Genomic DNA, 16,049 nt, shown 5'->3' with positions numbered 1-16,049 from the left:
TCTAGCCTTTTAAATTTGCAAAGTTAGACTTTTCTTGCACTTCATATTGAGATATAAAGATCCATTCTTTAGCTATATCTTTATCACTTTTAATTTTGATCTTGTTAAAAAACTGATCATACCCCTCAAAAAAACCATCTTTTTGATTTTCCACCAAAACTTCAAGCGGAACTTGATTTTTTTTCCTAAATTCATAATTATTTTTTTCCACGATAGATTTTAAAGTATTTAATCTTTCTTTAGCCAAAGTTCCATTTATCACATCTTTCATAGTAGCAGAATGCGTGTTGTTTCTAGGACTAAAAATAAAAGCATGAATATGAGTGAGTGGAAATTCTTTAAAATTTCTTAAAGCTTCTTGCCACATTTCTTCACTCTCACCTGGATGAGCTACTATAAAATCTGTCCCCAAAGCATATCCTTTGCTTGCTATAGTATTAAAAAGCTTTAAATCATTATCCGTATGCGATCTTCTTCGCATTATGCGAAGCATTTTTTCACTTGTATGTTGTAAGGCGATATGTAAATGCCTTTCAAGCCAAGTTTCATCTAAAATTTCTAAAAAACTTTCATCAATTTGTGCGGGTTCTAAACTACCTAACCTTATGCGTTTTATACCTGAAATTTGTCCCATTTTTTGCAAAAGTTTACCTAGAGTTGTGCCATTTTTAAGCCCATATGAACCTATATTAGTCCCTGTTAAAACAATTTCACTATAGCCATTAGCCCCCAAAATTTCAACCTGTTTTAAAAGAGCTTTTTCATCTACACTTCTTGATTTTCCCCGCACGCTAGGGATAATACAATAAGAACAAGCAAAATCACAACCTTCTTGAATTTTCACAAAAGCTTTGGTATGATTTTCATACTCGCAAACTATATCTTTATCAATAAAATTTAAATTTCCAAGTTCATAAAAACTTGTCTTTGCTCCTAAAAATTCATTGATTTTATCTTTATTTGACGCTCCAAGCACTCCAAAAACTTGCTTTTTATCTAAAAGCTCCTTACCTTTGCTTACAGCACCACAACCTGTAAGTATAACTTTAATGCCTTTTTTTTGCATGGTATTTACATAAGACTTTATCCCGCTATCAGCTCCATTTGTAACCGTGCAAGAATTTACAACGATAATTTGTGCTTTATTCTCATCATTTATAATCTCATAATCTTTTACATAACTTTTTAAAAGCTCTGTATCATAAATATTTGTGCGACACCCAAAGGTTTTAAAAAAAACTTTTTCTTTCAATCTTTATTCCTTGCATGAAAATGCATATTTTCATGATGTTGTTCAAAATGATTTTGATTTAAATTTCCTAAATATAAATTTTGCGATGGATAAGCAATTTTTATATCTTTATGCTTATTAAATTCTTTTATAATCTCTTTACTAATCGTACTTCTTAATACCAAAGCCGCATAAGCATTAGTCATATACCATGCAGAAATTCGCATTCCCCAATGTTCAAAAAACATAAAAAACCTTGGCTCCACTTTAGGATTTTTAATACTATATTCATGTTGTAAACGAGCTATATTTTTTCTAGCAAGCTCAGTATAACCTTTGGCATGGCGTGTAACAATATTTTCTACAATTTCTTGCGCCTTATCAAGATTGCTATCAAAAGTAACACTTATATCAATGCCATCAAGCACGGTTTTCATACCATGATGGGTATAATTAGCAAGCAAATTTGTAAAAACATAGTTATTAGGAATAAATATAATACGCCCACTACGACGATTTTTATTATAAGTTTCAAGTGTAAGCTCTTCATAAAGAGTAATGCGTAAAAAAGAAATGTCTATAATATCTCCTATATAGGTAGTATCATTTTGAAAAACCTTTACACGATCCCCTACTCTAAAACTTCCGCCAAAAATAATCACACACCATCCAAGCATAGACATAAACATATCTTTCATAGCAATAGCTAAGCCCGCAGAGGCAAAACCAAGTATAGTTACAAGATAAGTAATATTTTCTATATAAGCAAAGAGCAAAATAAGAAAAATAATATTTATATTAATAAAATTAATAATCTTCGTAGCAGTATAATATCTTTCACTATCTTTAATATATTTTTTAGCAATAAATTTCAACATAAAAGCTATAGCTATAACAATAACAATAGCAACAAGTATATTTACAGCCCTTAAGCTTTGAACTTTAATCTCAGCACTTACTCGAGAAAGCTCTTCATCAATTTTTTTCTCATAAACAGAATAAGAAACACTAGCAAAATTTAAAGCTTGCTCAAATTCTTCCAACTTTTTATCCGAAGCTTTTAAAGCTTCTATATTCTCAACACTTGGTTTAAGCTCAACTAATTCCTTAAGTTCTGAGTTTTTTTCCCTGATTTTATCTACTAAATTTTTAAAATCATTAAATTTAAATATATACTCTTCCTTTTCTCCTTTTAATTTCTTAATATGAGAAAAAGCTCCTATAATAGCCAAAGGATTAGTAAGCTTAGATAAAGTTTCTATATTATCAGGGGCACTAAGACTTTGTGCAAAATTTAAATCTTTATATTCTTTAAGCAAGCTCAATTGCTCTTCTAAATTTGCTATCTTGCGTTTAAGTTCTTCTTGTTGGTGAATATCGGAAGTCTTTTTTAAATTAAGATTTAAAATGATTAATTCATCATTTATATCTTGATATTTTATAAAATTTTCATAACGTATATTCCAAATACTAGCACTGATTACAGTATTTAAAGTATTAATTTTCTCATTTATATTATTAATAATAGTCCGATTTACATCACCAAAAGCAAAAACAACAAAAAAGGTTAAAATAATAATTTTTTTCATTGGAATTCTCTTAAAGTTGCAATTATATCTTCTTTGGAAATATCACCTTTTATCAAACCCTTACCCAAAGGACTAGCAAGAACAAAATTGATTTTTTTATTAGAGCTTTTTTTATCCATGAAAAAAGCTTCATAAAATTCATCTACATTGTTGATTTTATATGATATTGGCAAACCGAATTTAAGTAAAATATCTTTTATTTTTTGACTTTGCGTTTTATCCAAAAGCCCTAAATTTAAAGCCAATTGATTTGCCATAACCATACCTATAGCCACCGCTTCTCCGTGTAAATAAAGCTTATAATCTGTAAAATTTTCTATAACATGAGCAAAAGTATGACCATAATTTAAAAGCATTCTAAGCCCTGATTCTTTTTCATCTTGTTCAACAACCCTTGATTTAAGTTCTATGCTTCTTGCTATAATTTGAGTAAAAATTTCATTCTCACAAGTAGCATTTAAGAAACTTTTTTCATCAATTTTTTCTATAAAATCAAGTATACTATCATCAAACATTGCTGCCATTTTAATAAATTCAGCCATGCCTGCAGCAAGTTCTCTAGAGCTCAAAGTCTTTAAAAAAGAACTCTCACAATATACAGCTTTAGGTTGATAAAAAGTACCAATAAGATTTTTACCAAAATTATTATTAACACCTGTTTTTCCACCTACTGCTGCATCAACACAAGCTAAAAGTGTAGTAGGAATATTTATAAAATCAATACCTCTTTGATAAATACTAGCAGCAAATCCGCCCATATCACTAATCACGCCACCACCAAAACTTATAAGCACGCTTTTTCTATCCAATTTAGAATTAAACATTTGGTTTAAAATTTCTTCCATGGTGCTTAAATTTTTATATTCTTCACCATCTTTTACAGTGGCAATAAAAATTTCTTTTGCCTTAATTTTAGAAAGTAATGTTTTCAAATGAAGACCTGAAATCTTAGGATTTGAAAGTATAAAAACCTTACTATCAAATTCTAATTCTTCAAGTTCATCAATATAAACCTTATAAGCATTTTCTTTTAACTTAACTTCTACTTGCATTGAACTACTCTTTTTGCGTTTATTCTATCACATTTAATTAATTATTTATTCTACTGGTATGAAAAGTTGGTAATTTTGTCTCATTTTATAATAATGCCTATTTAAATTTGTACTTAAATTTCTGCCAAAATCTCTATTTAGTAATTCTTTTTGAAAACTCACAAATTGTAACAAATCTTCGCGATATTGCAAATTTAAAAGAGGGTTTTCATCATTTTTATTAATAATTTGTATATTTTTATCATAAAGCTTAGATAAACTTCTAAAATACTCCTCCATATCTGTAGTATTTTGAGAATTTGGATTATAATAATATAAAATAACTCCAAAATCAAGCTGTTTACTTAAATCAGTAATGACATTTGCATTGTTTTCAAGTTCACTCTCATCAGCACTTAAAATAATCGCTTCTTTAAGTTCATCAAAAGAAGCTTCACCCACCTTCATAATAGGAATTTTTAAATCAAAAAAAGCTTGTTTTTCTTTCTCAAAATTTTTTATATCAGTTACAACTAATCCTATATCATTATTTTGCAACCATGTGGAAATTTGTTTAAAATCCGTGTTGAAATAATCAAAAAACACACCTTCTTTATCCTCAGAAAGTTTTTTTAATTTTTCATACATTACCCCTAATTTAGGATTGATAACATGTATAAAAAATCTTTTTGCATTGCTTTTTTGAATTAATTTTAAAGTAGTATCAAGCACTCTTTCTTGCATATTTTGATTCATATTTTTCATATCAATTAAAGCAAAAACATTACTTCCAAAAGGCATAGGAAATTGCCCTGCTTTGCCTCTTATATTATGAAAAATACTTTGTAAAACAACAGGATCTCCAACGATCAAAATGCTATCATTTGGCTCTAAAACAAAAGATGGTTTTACAAAATAAATCTTAGAATTTCTATAAATAAGGACTATGCGCCACCTTTTTTGTTGTATTGAACTTATGTGCCTATAAGCAAAAATAGACCCTGCTGGAATTTTTACTTCCATAATCTCTCCAACCCCAAGTCCTATATACTGAGCTGTTAAAGCAATATCTGGTAAAAAATCCATAAATCTACGGCTTAAAGTCATTCTAGCATCAGCTAAATTTGTATGAGTATCATTAACACTTAACCCCCAAAAATCCATTATTTCTATTTCTAAATTTGGATTTAAAGAACGCAAAGCCTCATAACTTTTTTTAGTTTCAAATTCATCTTGCATATAAATAAAAGCCTGTTTAAAATCTTTACTCATAATATTTTCAAGACGCGCTGTGCTTGTAGGATCAAAATAATGCAAGTCAATATACTCACTAGAAATATTTAAGTTATTTTTTTCACTATTTTGACACACTACTGTAAAAAAGTAACCTAAGCCTTTTTCAAAACAAAGCCTTTCTAAGAAATGCTTTGCTAAAATACCGTCTATTATAATTAAAATATTATTCATTTTAAACTCCAAAAAGGAAATTATAACAAATGGAATTTAAATTAAAGCATAAAGATGGAATGGCAAGGGTTTGTGAAATCACTACCGCACACAGCACTTTTTTAACCCCTGTTTTTATGCCTGTTGGCACAGTAGGAGCGGTTAAAAGTCTTGATGCTAATGATATGAAAAACGAGCTTGATGCAAAAATTATTTTAGCAAATACCTATCACATGTACTTGCGTCCAACTTCCAAAGTGGTAAAAGATTTTGGAGGTTTACATGGTTTTACGAAATTTGATAGAAGTTTTTTAACCGATAGCGGTGGTTTTCAAGCTTTTTCTTTAAGTAAAAATTCCAAACATTTTAATGAAGGTATAGAATTTAAAAGTCACATCGATGGGAGTCGTCATCTTTTTACTCCAAAAAGTGTTTTAGATACTCAATATGATTTTAACTCTGATATTATGATGATTTTAGATGATTTAGTAGCCCTACCCGCAACCAAAGAAAGGGTTAAAATTTCTGTTGATCGTACTATACTTTGGGCAAAAGAGGCTATTACTTATCATAAAAATATGCAAAATAAAGGTATAGGTATAGGGCAAAATATTTTTGGTATTATCCAAGGTGGTACAGACTATGAAGAAAGAAAGCGTTGTGCTTTAAGTTTAAATGAAATGCCATTTGATGGTTTAGCTATAGGTGGGCTTAGCGTGGGCGAAGAAAACGCCTTGATGTATGAAACAGTCCAAAACTTAAACCCTTATCTAGATGAAAATCGTCCAAGATATTTAATGGGCGTAGGAACGCCTGAAGATTTGGTGGAAAATGTTGAGCGAGGAGTAGATATGTTTGACTGTGTGATGCCAACTAGAAATGCAAGAAATGGAACATTTTTCACAAGTTTTGGAAAATTTAATATCAAAAAAGCAGAATTTATCAACGATCATGAAGCCATAGATCCTACTTGCTCATGTTATACTTGTCGTAATTTTTCAAGGGGTTATTTAAACCATCTTTTTAAAGCTAAAGAACTTACTTTTTTTCGTTTGGCAAGTTTACACAATCTACATTATTATCTTGAACTTGCAAGAAAGATGCGTGAAGCAATTTTGAATAATTCTTTTACGCAATTTAAAAGAAATTTTTATCACTTAAGAAGCAAATAAAATGCTAGAACTACACGAAAATCTAAAAAAAATCCTACAAGCAAAGAATTTAGAAACTTTCTATAGTGAAATTTATGGACAAAAAATTTTTGTTTATGTGGGATTAAATTTGGAAACTTGGCTTTTTAACGATGAAAAAATTTATAAACTTCAAGATGAAGAATTTAAGCTTTCTAGTATAGAAGAATTTTCAAATTTTATTAAATCTATTTTAGAAGATTTTAAAGTACAAAATACTCATTTTCAAAACCTTTTAGAACACAAAGAAGGTATTATCTTAAAAGGTGGTTTTGTTAAAAATTTTTACAAAAAATCCTTTGTGTTAAGACAAAAAATCAACAAAAATCTAAAGCAAATTAATCTTCTAAGCGAAGCTTTCAATCTTTTGCTTAGTGAACAAGCACAATACAAAAAACATTTAAAAATTTTAAATTTATCCATCAGCATCTTAAGTAAAAACACCAAAGAACATCTAGCAAGAGTTGATACTCTTTATACATTAACAAGTGCAATTAAAAATGAAAAAATGAATAAAAGTATTTATCTTTTAAGTATACTTTCTTCTATTTTCCTGCCTTTAAATTTGATCGTAGGATTTTTTGGAATGAATACTAATAATCTTTTTTTCAAAGATAGCCCTTATGGTACACTTTATATTTTTTCTTTGATTTGCTGTATTTTGATTGTAGGTTTTATATTTTATCATTCAAAAAAGACTAAAGAATTTGATTTAGATGAAGGTAAAAAAGCTAAAAAACAAACAAAATAAGCAAAATTTTGCTTATTTTAAGAATATTTATATATAATTTTAACTTATTTTTGCGCTCATAGCTCAGCTGGATAGAGCATTTGATTGCGGTTCAAAAGGCCAGAGGTTCGAATCCTCTTGAGCGCACCATTATTTCTTTTCCTAAATAATCTCAAATAATTAGTCAAGATATAATATAGCAATGTTTTGAATAATCTCAAATAATCTTAAATAATCCTAAATAATCTCAAATAATCAATTTTGACAATTTTAAAAGTATATGTTATAGTGTATGTTAAATTTTAAAATTCAAAAATAACATATACTTTTTAACATAGGAATATTAAAAATGATTATTGTTAATGATAAGCAACTTAAAACTTTAATTGTAAAAAAAGAACATATATTAAAGATGCATACACAAAAAATCTCTACATCGAAGCAAAAGATTCGCTAAAAGGTACTATTATCTTTTTTATTTTAGATATAGGTTAAACAAAAAAATACAAAGTATTAAAATAGGAAAATACCCATTAGATTAGCAATAATTTATTATACAAATAGGATATTCCCAAGTATCAAATTCTAAAGATATACTATTTCCACATTCACAAATAAATTTATGATTAGTACTATAATAATTTTCCATTCCCATTTCTCTTTCTTCGCTTTCTACATATTCCTGAACTAAATTTTCACAAGGAATATATTTACCTTACCACACTGTTTACATTTGCATTTAACATCTTTATTTTAATTTTTAAATACCTATCCTATCACTTCTATATTACTAATAGTGTTAAGACTAAAAGCATTATCTTCATTAAAATATTCATTAAAATTAATATCTGGTACGGAAAAATCAATTTGTGATATATCAACTATAACCACACTTTCAACTTTTAAAAGGTAATTGTTTTCGGCACTAAAATAATGATCATTACAGTCTTCTACTGAGAAGTCATAATCTTTCATATAATAATCAGCTTTGAAGATATATAAATTTGCATCAACTTCTATATCAAAAGTAACTGGAATACCAATCTTTTTGTTTCCATAATGTATTAATTTTTCAAAATCACACTCTACATTCTCTGGAGTACAAATACCAATAATTTGTGCAGAATTGTCATCACTTGGAATATCATAGCTTGTGATTGTCATGTATTCGAGTTCTTTTACATGATAATTTTTTAAAAAGATTTCAATATTGCAGTTTGATTTTAAATAGTTTATAAAATTTAAAAAATTTATATTCTCATTTAATATATTTTGAATTTCTTTACATTCTATAAAATCTTTAAGATTTTTAAATGGAGTAACTCCGATTTCATCACAGGCATTATGAAGTCTATTATCACCAACCAAAACAATGGTATTAGACTCTTTATTTTTAATATCTCTTATGGATTCAAAAATAAAAGCATCAGGTATATCCTCTCTGTTTTTTTTGCTTTTGAAAGGAGATGAACCTTTAAAATATTTATCAAAGACCTCTTTGGTGCAATACGGTTCAATATCTAGTTTTTCTATTTTTAATTTGGTGCAAAAATTTATTTCAAAATCTTCAATTATATTTTCTATTATATTGTTTTCAGCAATAATTATGCTTTGTTCAATATTGGTAATTTCCTTAGTATTTGTAGAATGTTGATTTTTTAATTTATTTAGAGAATTTTTTATTGAATCAAATTTTATTAGATATGGTTCTTTAAGTTGTTCTATATATTCATTTTCTACAATATATGGCAAATAAATTTTTAAAAATCCTTTATTTACAAGTATCTCTAGTGATTTGTATTCTTCACTTTTATAATAAGGACTAGCTCTTAAAATGCTCGTATCAATAATTAAATGAATGGGTTTTGTAGTATCCATAAAATTATCCTTGAATATCAAAAATTATATTTAATACCTATTTTTATCGTCAAAATAAAACAATTTATGTTACCAAAAAAATCTAATAAATCAATAAAATATAGATAGAAAAGTTCTAACTTGATATAGATAAATTATAAAAATATATCGCAATTAATCTTTAGGTATGCAAATACCTATCGTTATAATGTTCTTTTATAACTTCTATGATGAAAAAGCTTAGAAGTTTATCAATTTAAAATTAAGTTATAGTCAAAAAAAAGAAATCCGTTCCAATTCCATAAAATAGGTATTTAATAGCAAAAATATTTACAAAAATTTATTAAAATATAATATAATTATGTTATATAAATAAGTTAATATGAAAGGAATAACAATGGATAAAGTAGAAGTAAAACTTAAAAAATCAAAAATGACTACAACCGAAAAACTCATACTTACTCTTTGGCTTTCTTGCGGAGTTGCAGCTATTGTTTTGCTTTTGGTATATTTAAAAATTATCACTAGCTTTATAGGTATTTTAGGGCTTTTATCTGTATCTAGCCTTGTAATTGCTTTTGTATTATTCCTTGCTAAAAATATAAAAATAGTTCCCTATGATGAGAAAAAGCATGGAGAGGAGTATGAAGCAAGCACAGGATTTTTAGAAAGCGATTCTACTAAATTTGATTATATGTTTGGTTTTGCGCAAGATAAATAAGCCTAGCTAAAAAGCTAGACTTATTTTTTACTCATGGCATAAAGGATTTTGTTGTAAAAATTGGTAAAACTTTTTATTTATGTAAAATTATGACGGCGGAAAAATAAAATGTCGCATTTTTGCGACAAATTATCTTTATTTCAATCTTAAACTTAAATTGTAATTTTAATTAATATAAGCTAAATTCTTTATTTTGGTTTAATTCAATTTTTACCACATTACCTTTGTTATCAAAAATAATGTGGGCATTTTGAGAGTATTCTCCCAAAATTTCGCTTTTTGCTTTGAAGTTTTGCAAAATATAGATATAGCTTCCATTCTCTAAAATTTTATATTTATCACTAACAAACTTATAGCTTTTAATATCTGTTGCGTAAGAGGGTTTAGTTTAATTCTTCTTTGACTGCCTTGATATCCAATATATTTTCTTGATTATCTTTGCCAAAATTACCCATCACAAAGCTCGGATCCGCATATTTAATTAACTCTTTAATTGCTGAGGGTAAAGGCGACTTGGCGTCTCTCTGCGCTAAGTGTATAAGAAATATTTTGAGGATTTTTTATAGTCCATATTTCATAAAACACGCATTCTTTAAATCGTATAGGATCAATTTCAAATTTTGGTTCTATATTCGAAGCTTGTATAATAGAGTTTCCCATGCTTATATTTTCATTAATAGTTTTTTGCATTTTTTCATAAAACCTTGCTTTATCTGAATAGGTTTTATTATAAAAAGATTTATGGATATCATTTTGAACATCTAGCACATTAGTGTTTGTGTTATACCCACCGCTTTCGCAACCTGCTAGCAACAAAAATCCTAATCCTAAAATATATTTTAATTTTTTCATTTTACAATCTCTTGCAACTTAAATTATAAATACCTACCACTCTACCTATAATTTTAATTTCCTTCATCTTCTTTCATGATGATAGGCGGATAGTCTTTATTATCACTAATTAATGATAAAGGCCGCTTTCTTGGTTTCTTTACAAAGACTTCACTTGATATTCTATCACATAAATCCCTCCCTCAATCATAGAACCATCATCTTGAAAAATTATCATCTCACCTTCTTTTATAGTGGGTGTCATACTATCCCCTATCACTGGGATAATACCTATTTTTAAAAATCCTTGGATGTTAAACATAAGTCTTAAATCTTGTTTATTAATAAGTGTAGAAGATGCTAATGAAATCATCTTAGGTCTTAAAAACTTAGAAAACAAACATCCATGAAACAAAATTTAACTTTTTTGATATAATCTGAAAAATACTCAAATAGGACTAGCATTGCTTAGCAATAATGATTATTTTGAATATTTTATTAATTTTGTGAAAAATAACGATAAGCGAGAGATTTTAAAAGAATTTGGCGGTGCAAATATTTATATACCAAGCTACAAAACCCTGCTTAGAGATGAAGAATTAAAAGAGGATTTTAAAACGCTTATAAAACAAGGTTTAACCACTAAATGCAAGTTTAGAATGTGCTAAAAAATACGATTTAAGTTTAAATGCTGTGTATTTAATCACAAAAGAATCAAGAGAGAATTTAGAACCAAGTTTGTTTTAATGTTTTTTATGACATAATCAATTTGACTAAGCTTAAAATTAAAAATATCACAGATGGTACATTTATGAGTAAAGATTGCTTACAAACAGAAATTTATATTATTGAAGGTCAAGAATATATTTTTGATAATAAAAGTCAATTAGGAGCATATGCTAATACTTTAACATACAATATGCTTTTATTTCAAAATGGCATTCCATATAAAATTACTTTTAGGACTTTTCAAAACAATAAAGACAAATATGATGAATTTGAAAAACAGACAAAATATAGAAATTATCCTTTACATATATTAGAATATGCAACCATTCGCGAAAATGAAGTGAAAATAATAGATGAAAATCCTTTTGTTAAAGTTGAAATAACATACTTAGATAGATTAACAAAAAATAAAAAAATAGAATCAATGAATATAACTCGTTTTGTAATATTTTCTATTGAAGAAATAGCTAAAGTTCTCTCTGGAAGTAAGCAAATGAAATAAATTGCTAGTAGTTGAAGTAAAAACTAAGCAAATTTCATGCAAACTAGCAAATCAAAGAAAAAATTGTTTCTTTAAATTAAGATAGATAGATTTTATCCTAGTTCTAAAACTTTAGTTGTTATAGATATATCAAAAAAGATTTAAATCTTAAATATAGAATTTTTGATCATCCTAATTGTAATCTAAAGTTAGATAGAGGTTATAATGCTAGTTTAATATTTATAGAGTTGAGATATCAACTCTTAGAGTAGAATTAGATTTGTTGATATTAGAAGTTCAATATTTATGTGTAAAGAGTGTATCATTTAGTAACTAAAATAGTTAAATTTTTTATGTGAAAAATAATAAATTTTTACTTTTTAAAAAGTATATGTTAAAGTATATGTTTTTTATATTATTAATTTTTCAAGTATGTTTTTTTATGTATTTTAACTATAAATCACAGTCCTCTTGAGCGCACCATACTATTTATCTTCTTTAATTTTTCTTTTAGCTAATCCCATATGCTCGTAAGCATCAATTTCTTTTTTGTAAGATCCAGAAATTTTCTTAAGTTCTTTATTTAAGTAACTTACTGTTTGTGCACTTGCATTAATATTTGCAGCCAAAGCAGAAACAAATTCTAGTTTCTTTTTTGCTGCTTCATCTAATTCTTTAGAAGTTTTTGAACCAAGTTTATGTGTCTGCACATAAAGTTTAGCAAGTTCTTTTAATTCAATATCTGTTAATTTAACATCGGAAGCAGCAATTATCATTTTATCTAAGTCTGTATCAAATTTTTTAGTCTTTTCAGCTACATGCTGCTTTTGGCTAGTTTTTTGCTTTTTAATTGTTTTTTTGCCATCACTTGTAATAAAATAAGCAATCACGCCTAAAAACAATAAAAGCGCTAAAGCAGCACAAAAAATAACCAAAAAAATATGGCTCATTTAAAGTTTGCCCACAAATTTTCGCTTCCTTCTTGCAAAAAAAGCTAAAACCACCATCAATGCAAATCCCCAATAAACATAATTAGGAATTTGAGCCGCTTCGCCTGCAGCGTAAGAATGAAGTCCTGTTAAAAAGTAATTTACTCCAAAATAAGTCATAATAATAACCCAATAAGCAAACATACTCCATAAAGCAAACACAAATTGATTACAATATTTTGGAATCATTCTAAGATGCAAAATTGCTGCATAAACCAAAATGCTAACTAAAGCCCAAGTTTCCTTAGAATCCCAACTCCAATATCTCCCCCAACTTTCATTTGCCCAAATTGCACCTAAAAAATTTCCTACAGTAAGCAAACAAAGTCCAAAAATCATTGCCATTTCATTAATTCTTGTAGCCTCTGTAATATTTCTCAAAATATTAAGATTATATTTTCCATCTTTCTTAAGAAAACACATTAAGAACAGTGTAAAGATACCAAGTAAGACACAAAGTCCTAAAAATCCATAACTAGCAGTAATAACAGATACATGAATACTAAGCCAATAAGAATTGAGCACAGGAACAAGATTTGTAATTTGCGGATTCATTTCGCTTAAATGTGCAACCATTAATACAACACCGGATAAAATAGAAGTTAATGACAAGGCTATAGGACTTTTTCTAGAGAAAAATATACCAGACAAAGACAATGCCCAAGCTATATACACCATACTTTCATAGCCATTACTCCACGGAGCATGACCTGATAAATAAGCACGAAGTCCAAGACCTACTGTATGAATTACAAAAGCTAAAACATTTAAAACATATACCACTTTAAATATAAAAGAGATTTTTAAATTCGGTACAACCATTTTAGAAAAAACAAGAATCAAAAGTAAAAAACCCGCAATTAAATATACAGGAGCGAGTTTAACGAAAATTTCAGCCTTATTAGAAAAAATTTCCATTTCAACCTTGGTTTTACTAGGCATGACTTTATATCCTATTTTTTCTTGATATTCTTTGATAAATTTCAAACCTTCATCAGCTCTAGTCCAATTACCATCTTTAAAAGCATTTTCCACGGCACTAAAATAATTCTGTATTAAAGCCAAAACAATATGCCCTTCATCCCCCTTAAGAGTAGTTACAGCAGAAAAAGGCGCAAGCCAAACATTATTTGGATTATTTTGAACAGGAATAAATTTAAATAATTCACCACTAAAAACTAAATTTACAACATTAGCTCTTTCATCTAGTTTTATAATTTCCTTATCAAAAACTCCTCTTGCATTTGGGTTTTTACGATTTGCATTTTCAACATATTTTTGAAGTTTATATCGATTATTCTCATCAAAGAAATCTTTATAAGAAATATATTTAGCGCTAGGAATTTCTAAAATATTTGCAATAGCATCACGAACTGCTTGATTTTGTGGCATTAAAATAAAAGGTTCCATTTGCCATTTATCTACATCAACGAGCATGGAAAGCATAACAGCGTTAGAATTTTGACCCTTATAGCTATCACTTTGATGAATTTTTTCTAAAATTTCTCTTGATAGCGTATCAAAAGGCACCATTCTTCCATCTGCTGATTTTTGAACTATTAAAGTAGCAAGAGCTTTAGCATGATTAGTATTTACCACAGGTAAGGTCGAATTTAAATCTTGAGCAAAAGTCTTTTCAGAACCAAAAGATAGCAATAAAATAAAAATAATCACACTTGCATGTTTTAAAGTGTCTTTATTAATTAATCTTGCCAAAGTTCTAAATCTAGAATGTGGATTTAAAAAATTCATAAACATTCCAAGACAAAGCAAAAAATAACCTATATAAGTTGGTATTTTACCTGGATCTTTATTTACAGATAAAACAGTCCCTTTTTCATCTTGATCATAAGAACTTTGATAAAATCTATAGCCATCATAATCTAAAACATTATTCATAAAAATTTTATAATCAAAATTTTCATTATTATTTTTTACGGTAATTTCACTTGCATAAGAAGCTGGAGACATAGAACCTGGATAACGATCTAATACAAAATCTCTCAAATAAATATCAAAAGGCAATTGTTCATAAGAAAGCGCCCAAGAAATAAAGAATTTTTGACCTGCAAGTTCTATCATAATAGGTTTATTATATTCAAAAATATAAAATTCTTTACTTTCATTTTTATAGCTTAATTCTAATTTTAAAGCATTAGAGCCAGTTAATTCTAAGTTTTTATTCTCATTACTTAAAGCAAAATCTTTAAAATGCAATAATAAAGAATTTTTCCAATTTTGAGGCTCGCCAAAAGTAGAAATCAACATAGTTCTACCCACTTCCAACCAAGCAGATTTAAACCATAACCAAAAACTTTCATCTTGAGGTCTATTAGAACCTTCTAAAGCTTCTTGTGCGTGTAAAGAAGCAGCTTTAACTACAAAACTAATATCTTTAATTTCATAAAGCCTTCTTTCATTAGCATTTGCCTTTTCTCCAATTTTAAGGTCTAAATTTTGTCCATCTAGCATACTTAGAAAATGTAAGTTTTCACTTGAACTTAAAGTTAAATTTTCATCAATTTTTACAAAAGGTGCTTTAACATTATCATTCATAAAAGCAAAATTAACCCCTTCTATATTCTTAACTTCACCTTTTTCAAATTTAACATCAACACCTTGAGATCCTTTTTGAGAAAGCATCAAAACCAATAAAGGATCAGAATTATTATTTTCTTTATAAGTATAATGAGCATTTAAGATTAAATCTTTATATTTTAATACAGCTTGATCATCACCTAAATTAAGTTTTAGTTTAAAAGAATTAGCAAAAGGCAAATTTCCTATATAACGATCATTAACCGCACTATAGCGTTCTCCATCTTTTATAGCAGAAATGCGCAAAGAAGTCTTAGAACTTTCTATAAGTGAATTTTGAGTATGCTCTCTAATAGGTAAAATACCTTCAAAACCAGCATATCTTGTCATTGCAGAACCCACTAAAATAAATAAAAAAGAAATATGAAAAATCATTAAAGGCAATTTTTTAAGCCCAAACATTTTATAACGAAACATCCCGCATAGTAAATTAATACCAAGTAAAAGTTGTATATATTCAAACCAAAAAGTATCATAAACCATTGCCCAAGCCGTAGGAGTTCCATAAGCACTTTCAATAAAAGTTGCCAAAGCACAAAAAAGCGCAAAAAGCAAAAACAATACAACCGAAACTCTTAAATCCCCTATGCTTTTTATTATATTTTTCATTCTTTTTCCTTTAAATT

The 16,049-nt window shown here is 27.7% G+C and carries 13 protein-coding genes, 1 tRNA gene and 1 pseudogene; 6 read left to right on the top strand and 9 right to left on the bottom strand.

Going from position 1 to position 16,049, the window contains the following annotated elements; translation table 11 throughout:
* Window position 1: 1 nt before the first annotated feature.
* Genes mtaB through ELQ04_RS01565 form a run of 4 tightly spaced genes read right to left on the bottom strand, consistent with a single transcriptional unit; the run spans window position 2 to window position 5,318 of the window.
* Entirely contained in the window at window positions 2–1,252 is a 1,251-nt protein-coding gene (gene mtaB / locus ELQ04_RS01580) for a tRNA (N(6)-L-threonylcarbamoyladenosine(37)-C(2))-methylthiotransferase MtaB (RefSeq protein WP_004316832.1), read from the bottom strand.
* A complete protein-coding gene (locus ELQ04_RS01575; RefSeq protein ID WP_002856191.1) occupies window positions 1,249–2,820 on the bottom strand; it encodes a mechanosensitive ion channel domain-containing protein in 1,572 nt (523 codons plus the stop codon). Before ELQ04_RS01575 ends, mtaB begins: the two co-directional genes overlap by 4 nt.
* The gene (gene aroB, locus ELQ04_RS01570) at window positions 2,817–3,872 is read right to left on the bottom strand and encodes a 3-dehydroquinate synthase (RefSeq protein WP_002893218.1); all 1,056 of its coding nucleotides are present in this window, start codon (window positions 3,870–3,872) and stop codon (window positions 2,817–2,819) included. The genes ELQ04_RS01575 and aroB overlap by 4 nt, the downstream gene beginning before the upstream one ends.
* Window positions 3,873–3,917: 45 nt before the next feature.
* Window positions 3,918–5,318: a COG3400 family protein gene (locus ELQ04_RS01565; protein WP_004316828.1), complete on the bottom strand. Its 1,401-nt coding sequence runs from the start codon at window positions 5,316–5,318 to the stop codon at window positions 3,918–3,920.
* A 29-nt stretch (window positions 5,319–5,347) separates the two neighbouring features.
* Here ELQ04_RS01565 and tgt point away from each other — a divergent pair, with 29 nt between their 5' ends.
* From tgt to ELQ04_RS01550, 3 genes are all read left to right on the top strand, one after another.
* Window positions 5,348–6,469 (top strand): tRNA guanosine(34) transglycosylase Tgt, encoded by a 1,122-nt coding sequence (gene tgt, locus ELQ04_RS01560; protein ID WP_044778078.1) that lies wholly within the window; start codon window positions 5,348–5,350, stop codon window positions 6,467–6,469.
* Between the two features lies 1 nt (window position 6,470).
* Complete coding sequence (locus ELQ04_RS01555; RefSeq protein ID WP_004316825.1) at window positions 6,471–7,238, top strand: magnesium transporter CorA family protein; 768 nt, start codon at window positions 6,471–6,473, stop codon at window positions 7,236–7,238.
* Window positions 7,239–7,290: 52 nt separating this feature from the next.
* Window positions 7,291–7,367: transfer RNA gene (locus ELQ04_RS01550), tRNA-Arg, on the top strand.
* A gap of 618 nt (window positions 7,368–7,985) precedes the next feature.
* Here the strand turns inward: ELQ04_RS01550 and ELQ04_RS01545 are convergent.
* Window positions 7,986–9,095, bottom strand: a complete 1,110-nt coding sequence (locus tag ELQ04_RS01545; protein ID WP_004316823.1) for a PIN domain-containing protein — start codon at window positions 9,093–9,095, stop codon at window positions 7,986–7,988.
* A gap of 376 nt (window positions 9,096–9,471) precedes the next feature.
* Between ELQ04_RS01545 and ELQ04_RS01540 the strand changes: the two genes are divergently transcribed.
* Complete coding sequence (locus ELQ04_RS01540) at window positions 9,472–9,795, top strand: hypothetical protein (RefSeq protein ID WP_004316822.1); 324 nt, start codon at window positions 9,472–9,474, stop codon at window positions 9,793–9,795.
* A gap of 489 nt (window positions 9,796–10,284) precedes the next feature.
* Here the strand turns inward: ELQ04_RS01540 and ELQ04_RS08815 are convergent, their stop codons facing one another.
* Window positions 10,285–10,647 (bottom strand): hypothetical protein, encoded by a 363-nt coding sequence (locus ELQ04_RS08815; protein ID WP_004316820.1) that lies wholly within the window; start codon window positions 10,645–10,647, stop codon window positions 10,285–10,287.
* Window positions 10,648–10,786: 139 nt separating this feature from the next.
* Window positions 10,787–10,999: a S24 family peptidase gene (locus ELQ04_RS08730; protein ID WP_004316819.1), complete on the bottom strand. Its 213-nt coding sequence runs from the start codon at window positions 10,997–10,999 to the stop codon at window positions 10,787–10,789.
* 91 nt (window positions 11,000–11,090) lie between these two features.
* Between ELQ04_RS08730 and ELQ04_RS01525 the strand changes: the two are divergent.
* Both ELQ04_RS01525 and ELQ04_RS08725 read left to right on the top strand, forming a co-directional pair.
* Window positions 11,091–11,373: pseudogene (locus tag ELQ04_RS01525) on the top strand (Mor transcription activator family protein).
* A gap of 64 nt (window positions 11,374–11,437) precedes the next feature.
* Window positions 11,438–11,857: a hypothetical protein gene (locus ELQ04_RS08725; protein WP_004316815.1), complete on the top strand. Its 420-nt coding sequence runs from the start codon at window positions 11,438–11,440 to the stop codon at window positions 11,855–11,857.
* 464 nt (window positions 11,858–12,321) lie between these two features.
* Here ELQ04_RS08725 and ELQ04_RS01515 read toward each other — a convergent pair whose 3' ends face one another.
* Both ELQ04_RS01515 and ccsA read right to left on the bottom strand, forming a co-directional pair.
* Entirely contained in the window at window positions 12,322–12,771 is a 450-nt protein-coding gene (locus tag ELQ04_RS01515) for a hypothetical protein (RefSeq protein ID WP_079264680.1), read from the bottom strand.
* 15 nt (window positions 12,772–12,786) lie between these two features.
* Complete coding sequence (ccsA, locus tag ELQ04_RS01510) at window positions 12,787–16,032, bottom strand: cytochrome c biogenesis protein CcsA (RefSeq protein WP_134224425.1); 3,246 nt, start codon at window positions 16,030–16,032, stop codon at window positions 12,787–12,789.
* Between the last annotated feature and the right edge of the window lie 17 nt (window positions 16,033–16,049).

Source organism: Campylobacter sp. CH278 (assembly GCF_004378845.1).
GTDB classification, from domain to species: Bacteria; Campylobacterota; Campylobacteria; order Campylobacterales; family Campylobacteraceae; genus Campylobacter_D; species Campylobacter_D jejuni.
Note: the sequence above shows the minus strand (reverse complement) of the source record. Positions and strands in the feature narration are given on the sequence as shown.

Bases quoted from the DNA above. Each gene is read 5' to 3' on its own strand.
- ELQ04_RS08725 (WP_004316815.1), top strand. From the start codon at position 11,438: ATGAGTAAAGATTGCTTACAAACAGAAATTTATATTATTGAAGGTCAA.
- tgt (WP_044778078.1), top strand. From the start codon at position 5,348: ATGGAATTTAAATTAAAGCATAAAGATGGAATGGCAAGGGTTTGTGAA.
- ELQ04_RS01575 (WP_002856191.1), bottom strand. From the start codon at position 2,820: ATGAAAAAAATTATTATTTTAACCTTTTTTGTTGTTTTTGCTTTTGGT.
- aroB (WP_002893218.1), bottom strand. From the start codon at position 3,872: ATGCAAGTAGAAGTTAAGTTAAAAGAAAATGCTTATAAGGTTTATATT.
- ELQ04_RS01545 (WP_004316823.1), bottom strand. From the start codon at position 9,095: ATGGATACTACAAAACCCATTCATTTAATTATTGATACGAGCATTTTA.
- ELQ04_RS08730 (WP_004316819.1), bottom strand. From the start codon at position 10,999: ATGATTTCATTAGCATCTTCTACACTTATTAATAAACAAGATTTAAGA.
- ccsA (WP_134224425.1), bottom strand. From the start codon at position 16,032: ATGAAAAATATAATAAAAAGCATAGGGGATTTAAGAGTTTCGGTTGTA.
- ELQ04_RS01555 (WP_004316825.1), top strand. From the start codon at position 6,471: ATGCTAGAACTACACGAAAATCTAAAAAAAATCCTACAAGCAAAGAAT.
- ELQ04_RS01540 (WP_004316822.1), top strand. From the start codon at position 9,472: ATGGATAAAGTAGAAGTAAAACTTAAAAAATCAAAAATGACTACAACC.
- ELQ04_RS01565 (WP_004316828.1), bottom strand. From the start codon at position 5,318: ATGAATAATATTTTAATTATAATAGACGGTATTTTAGCAAAGCATTTC.
- ELQ04_RS08815 (WP_004316820.1), bottom strand. From the start codon at position 10,647: ATGAAAAAATTAAAATATATTTTAGGATTAGGATTTTTGTTGCTAGCA.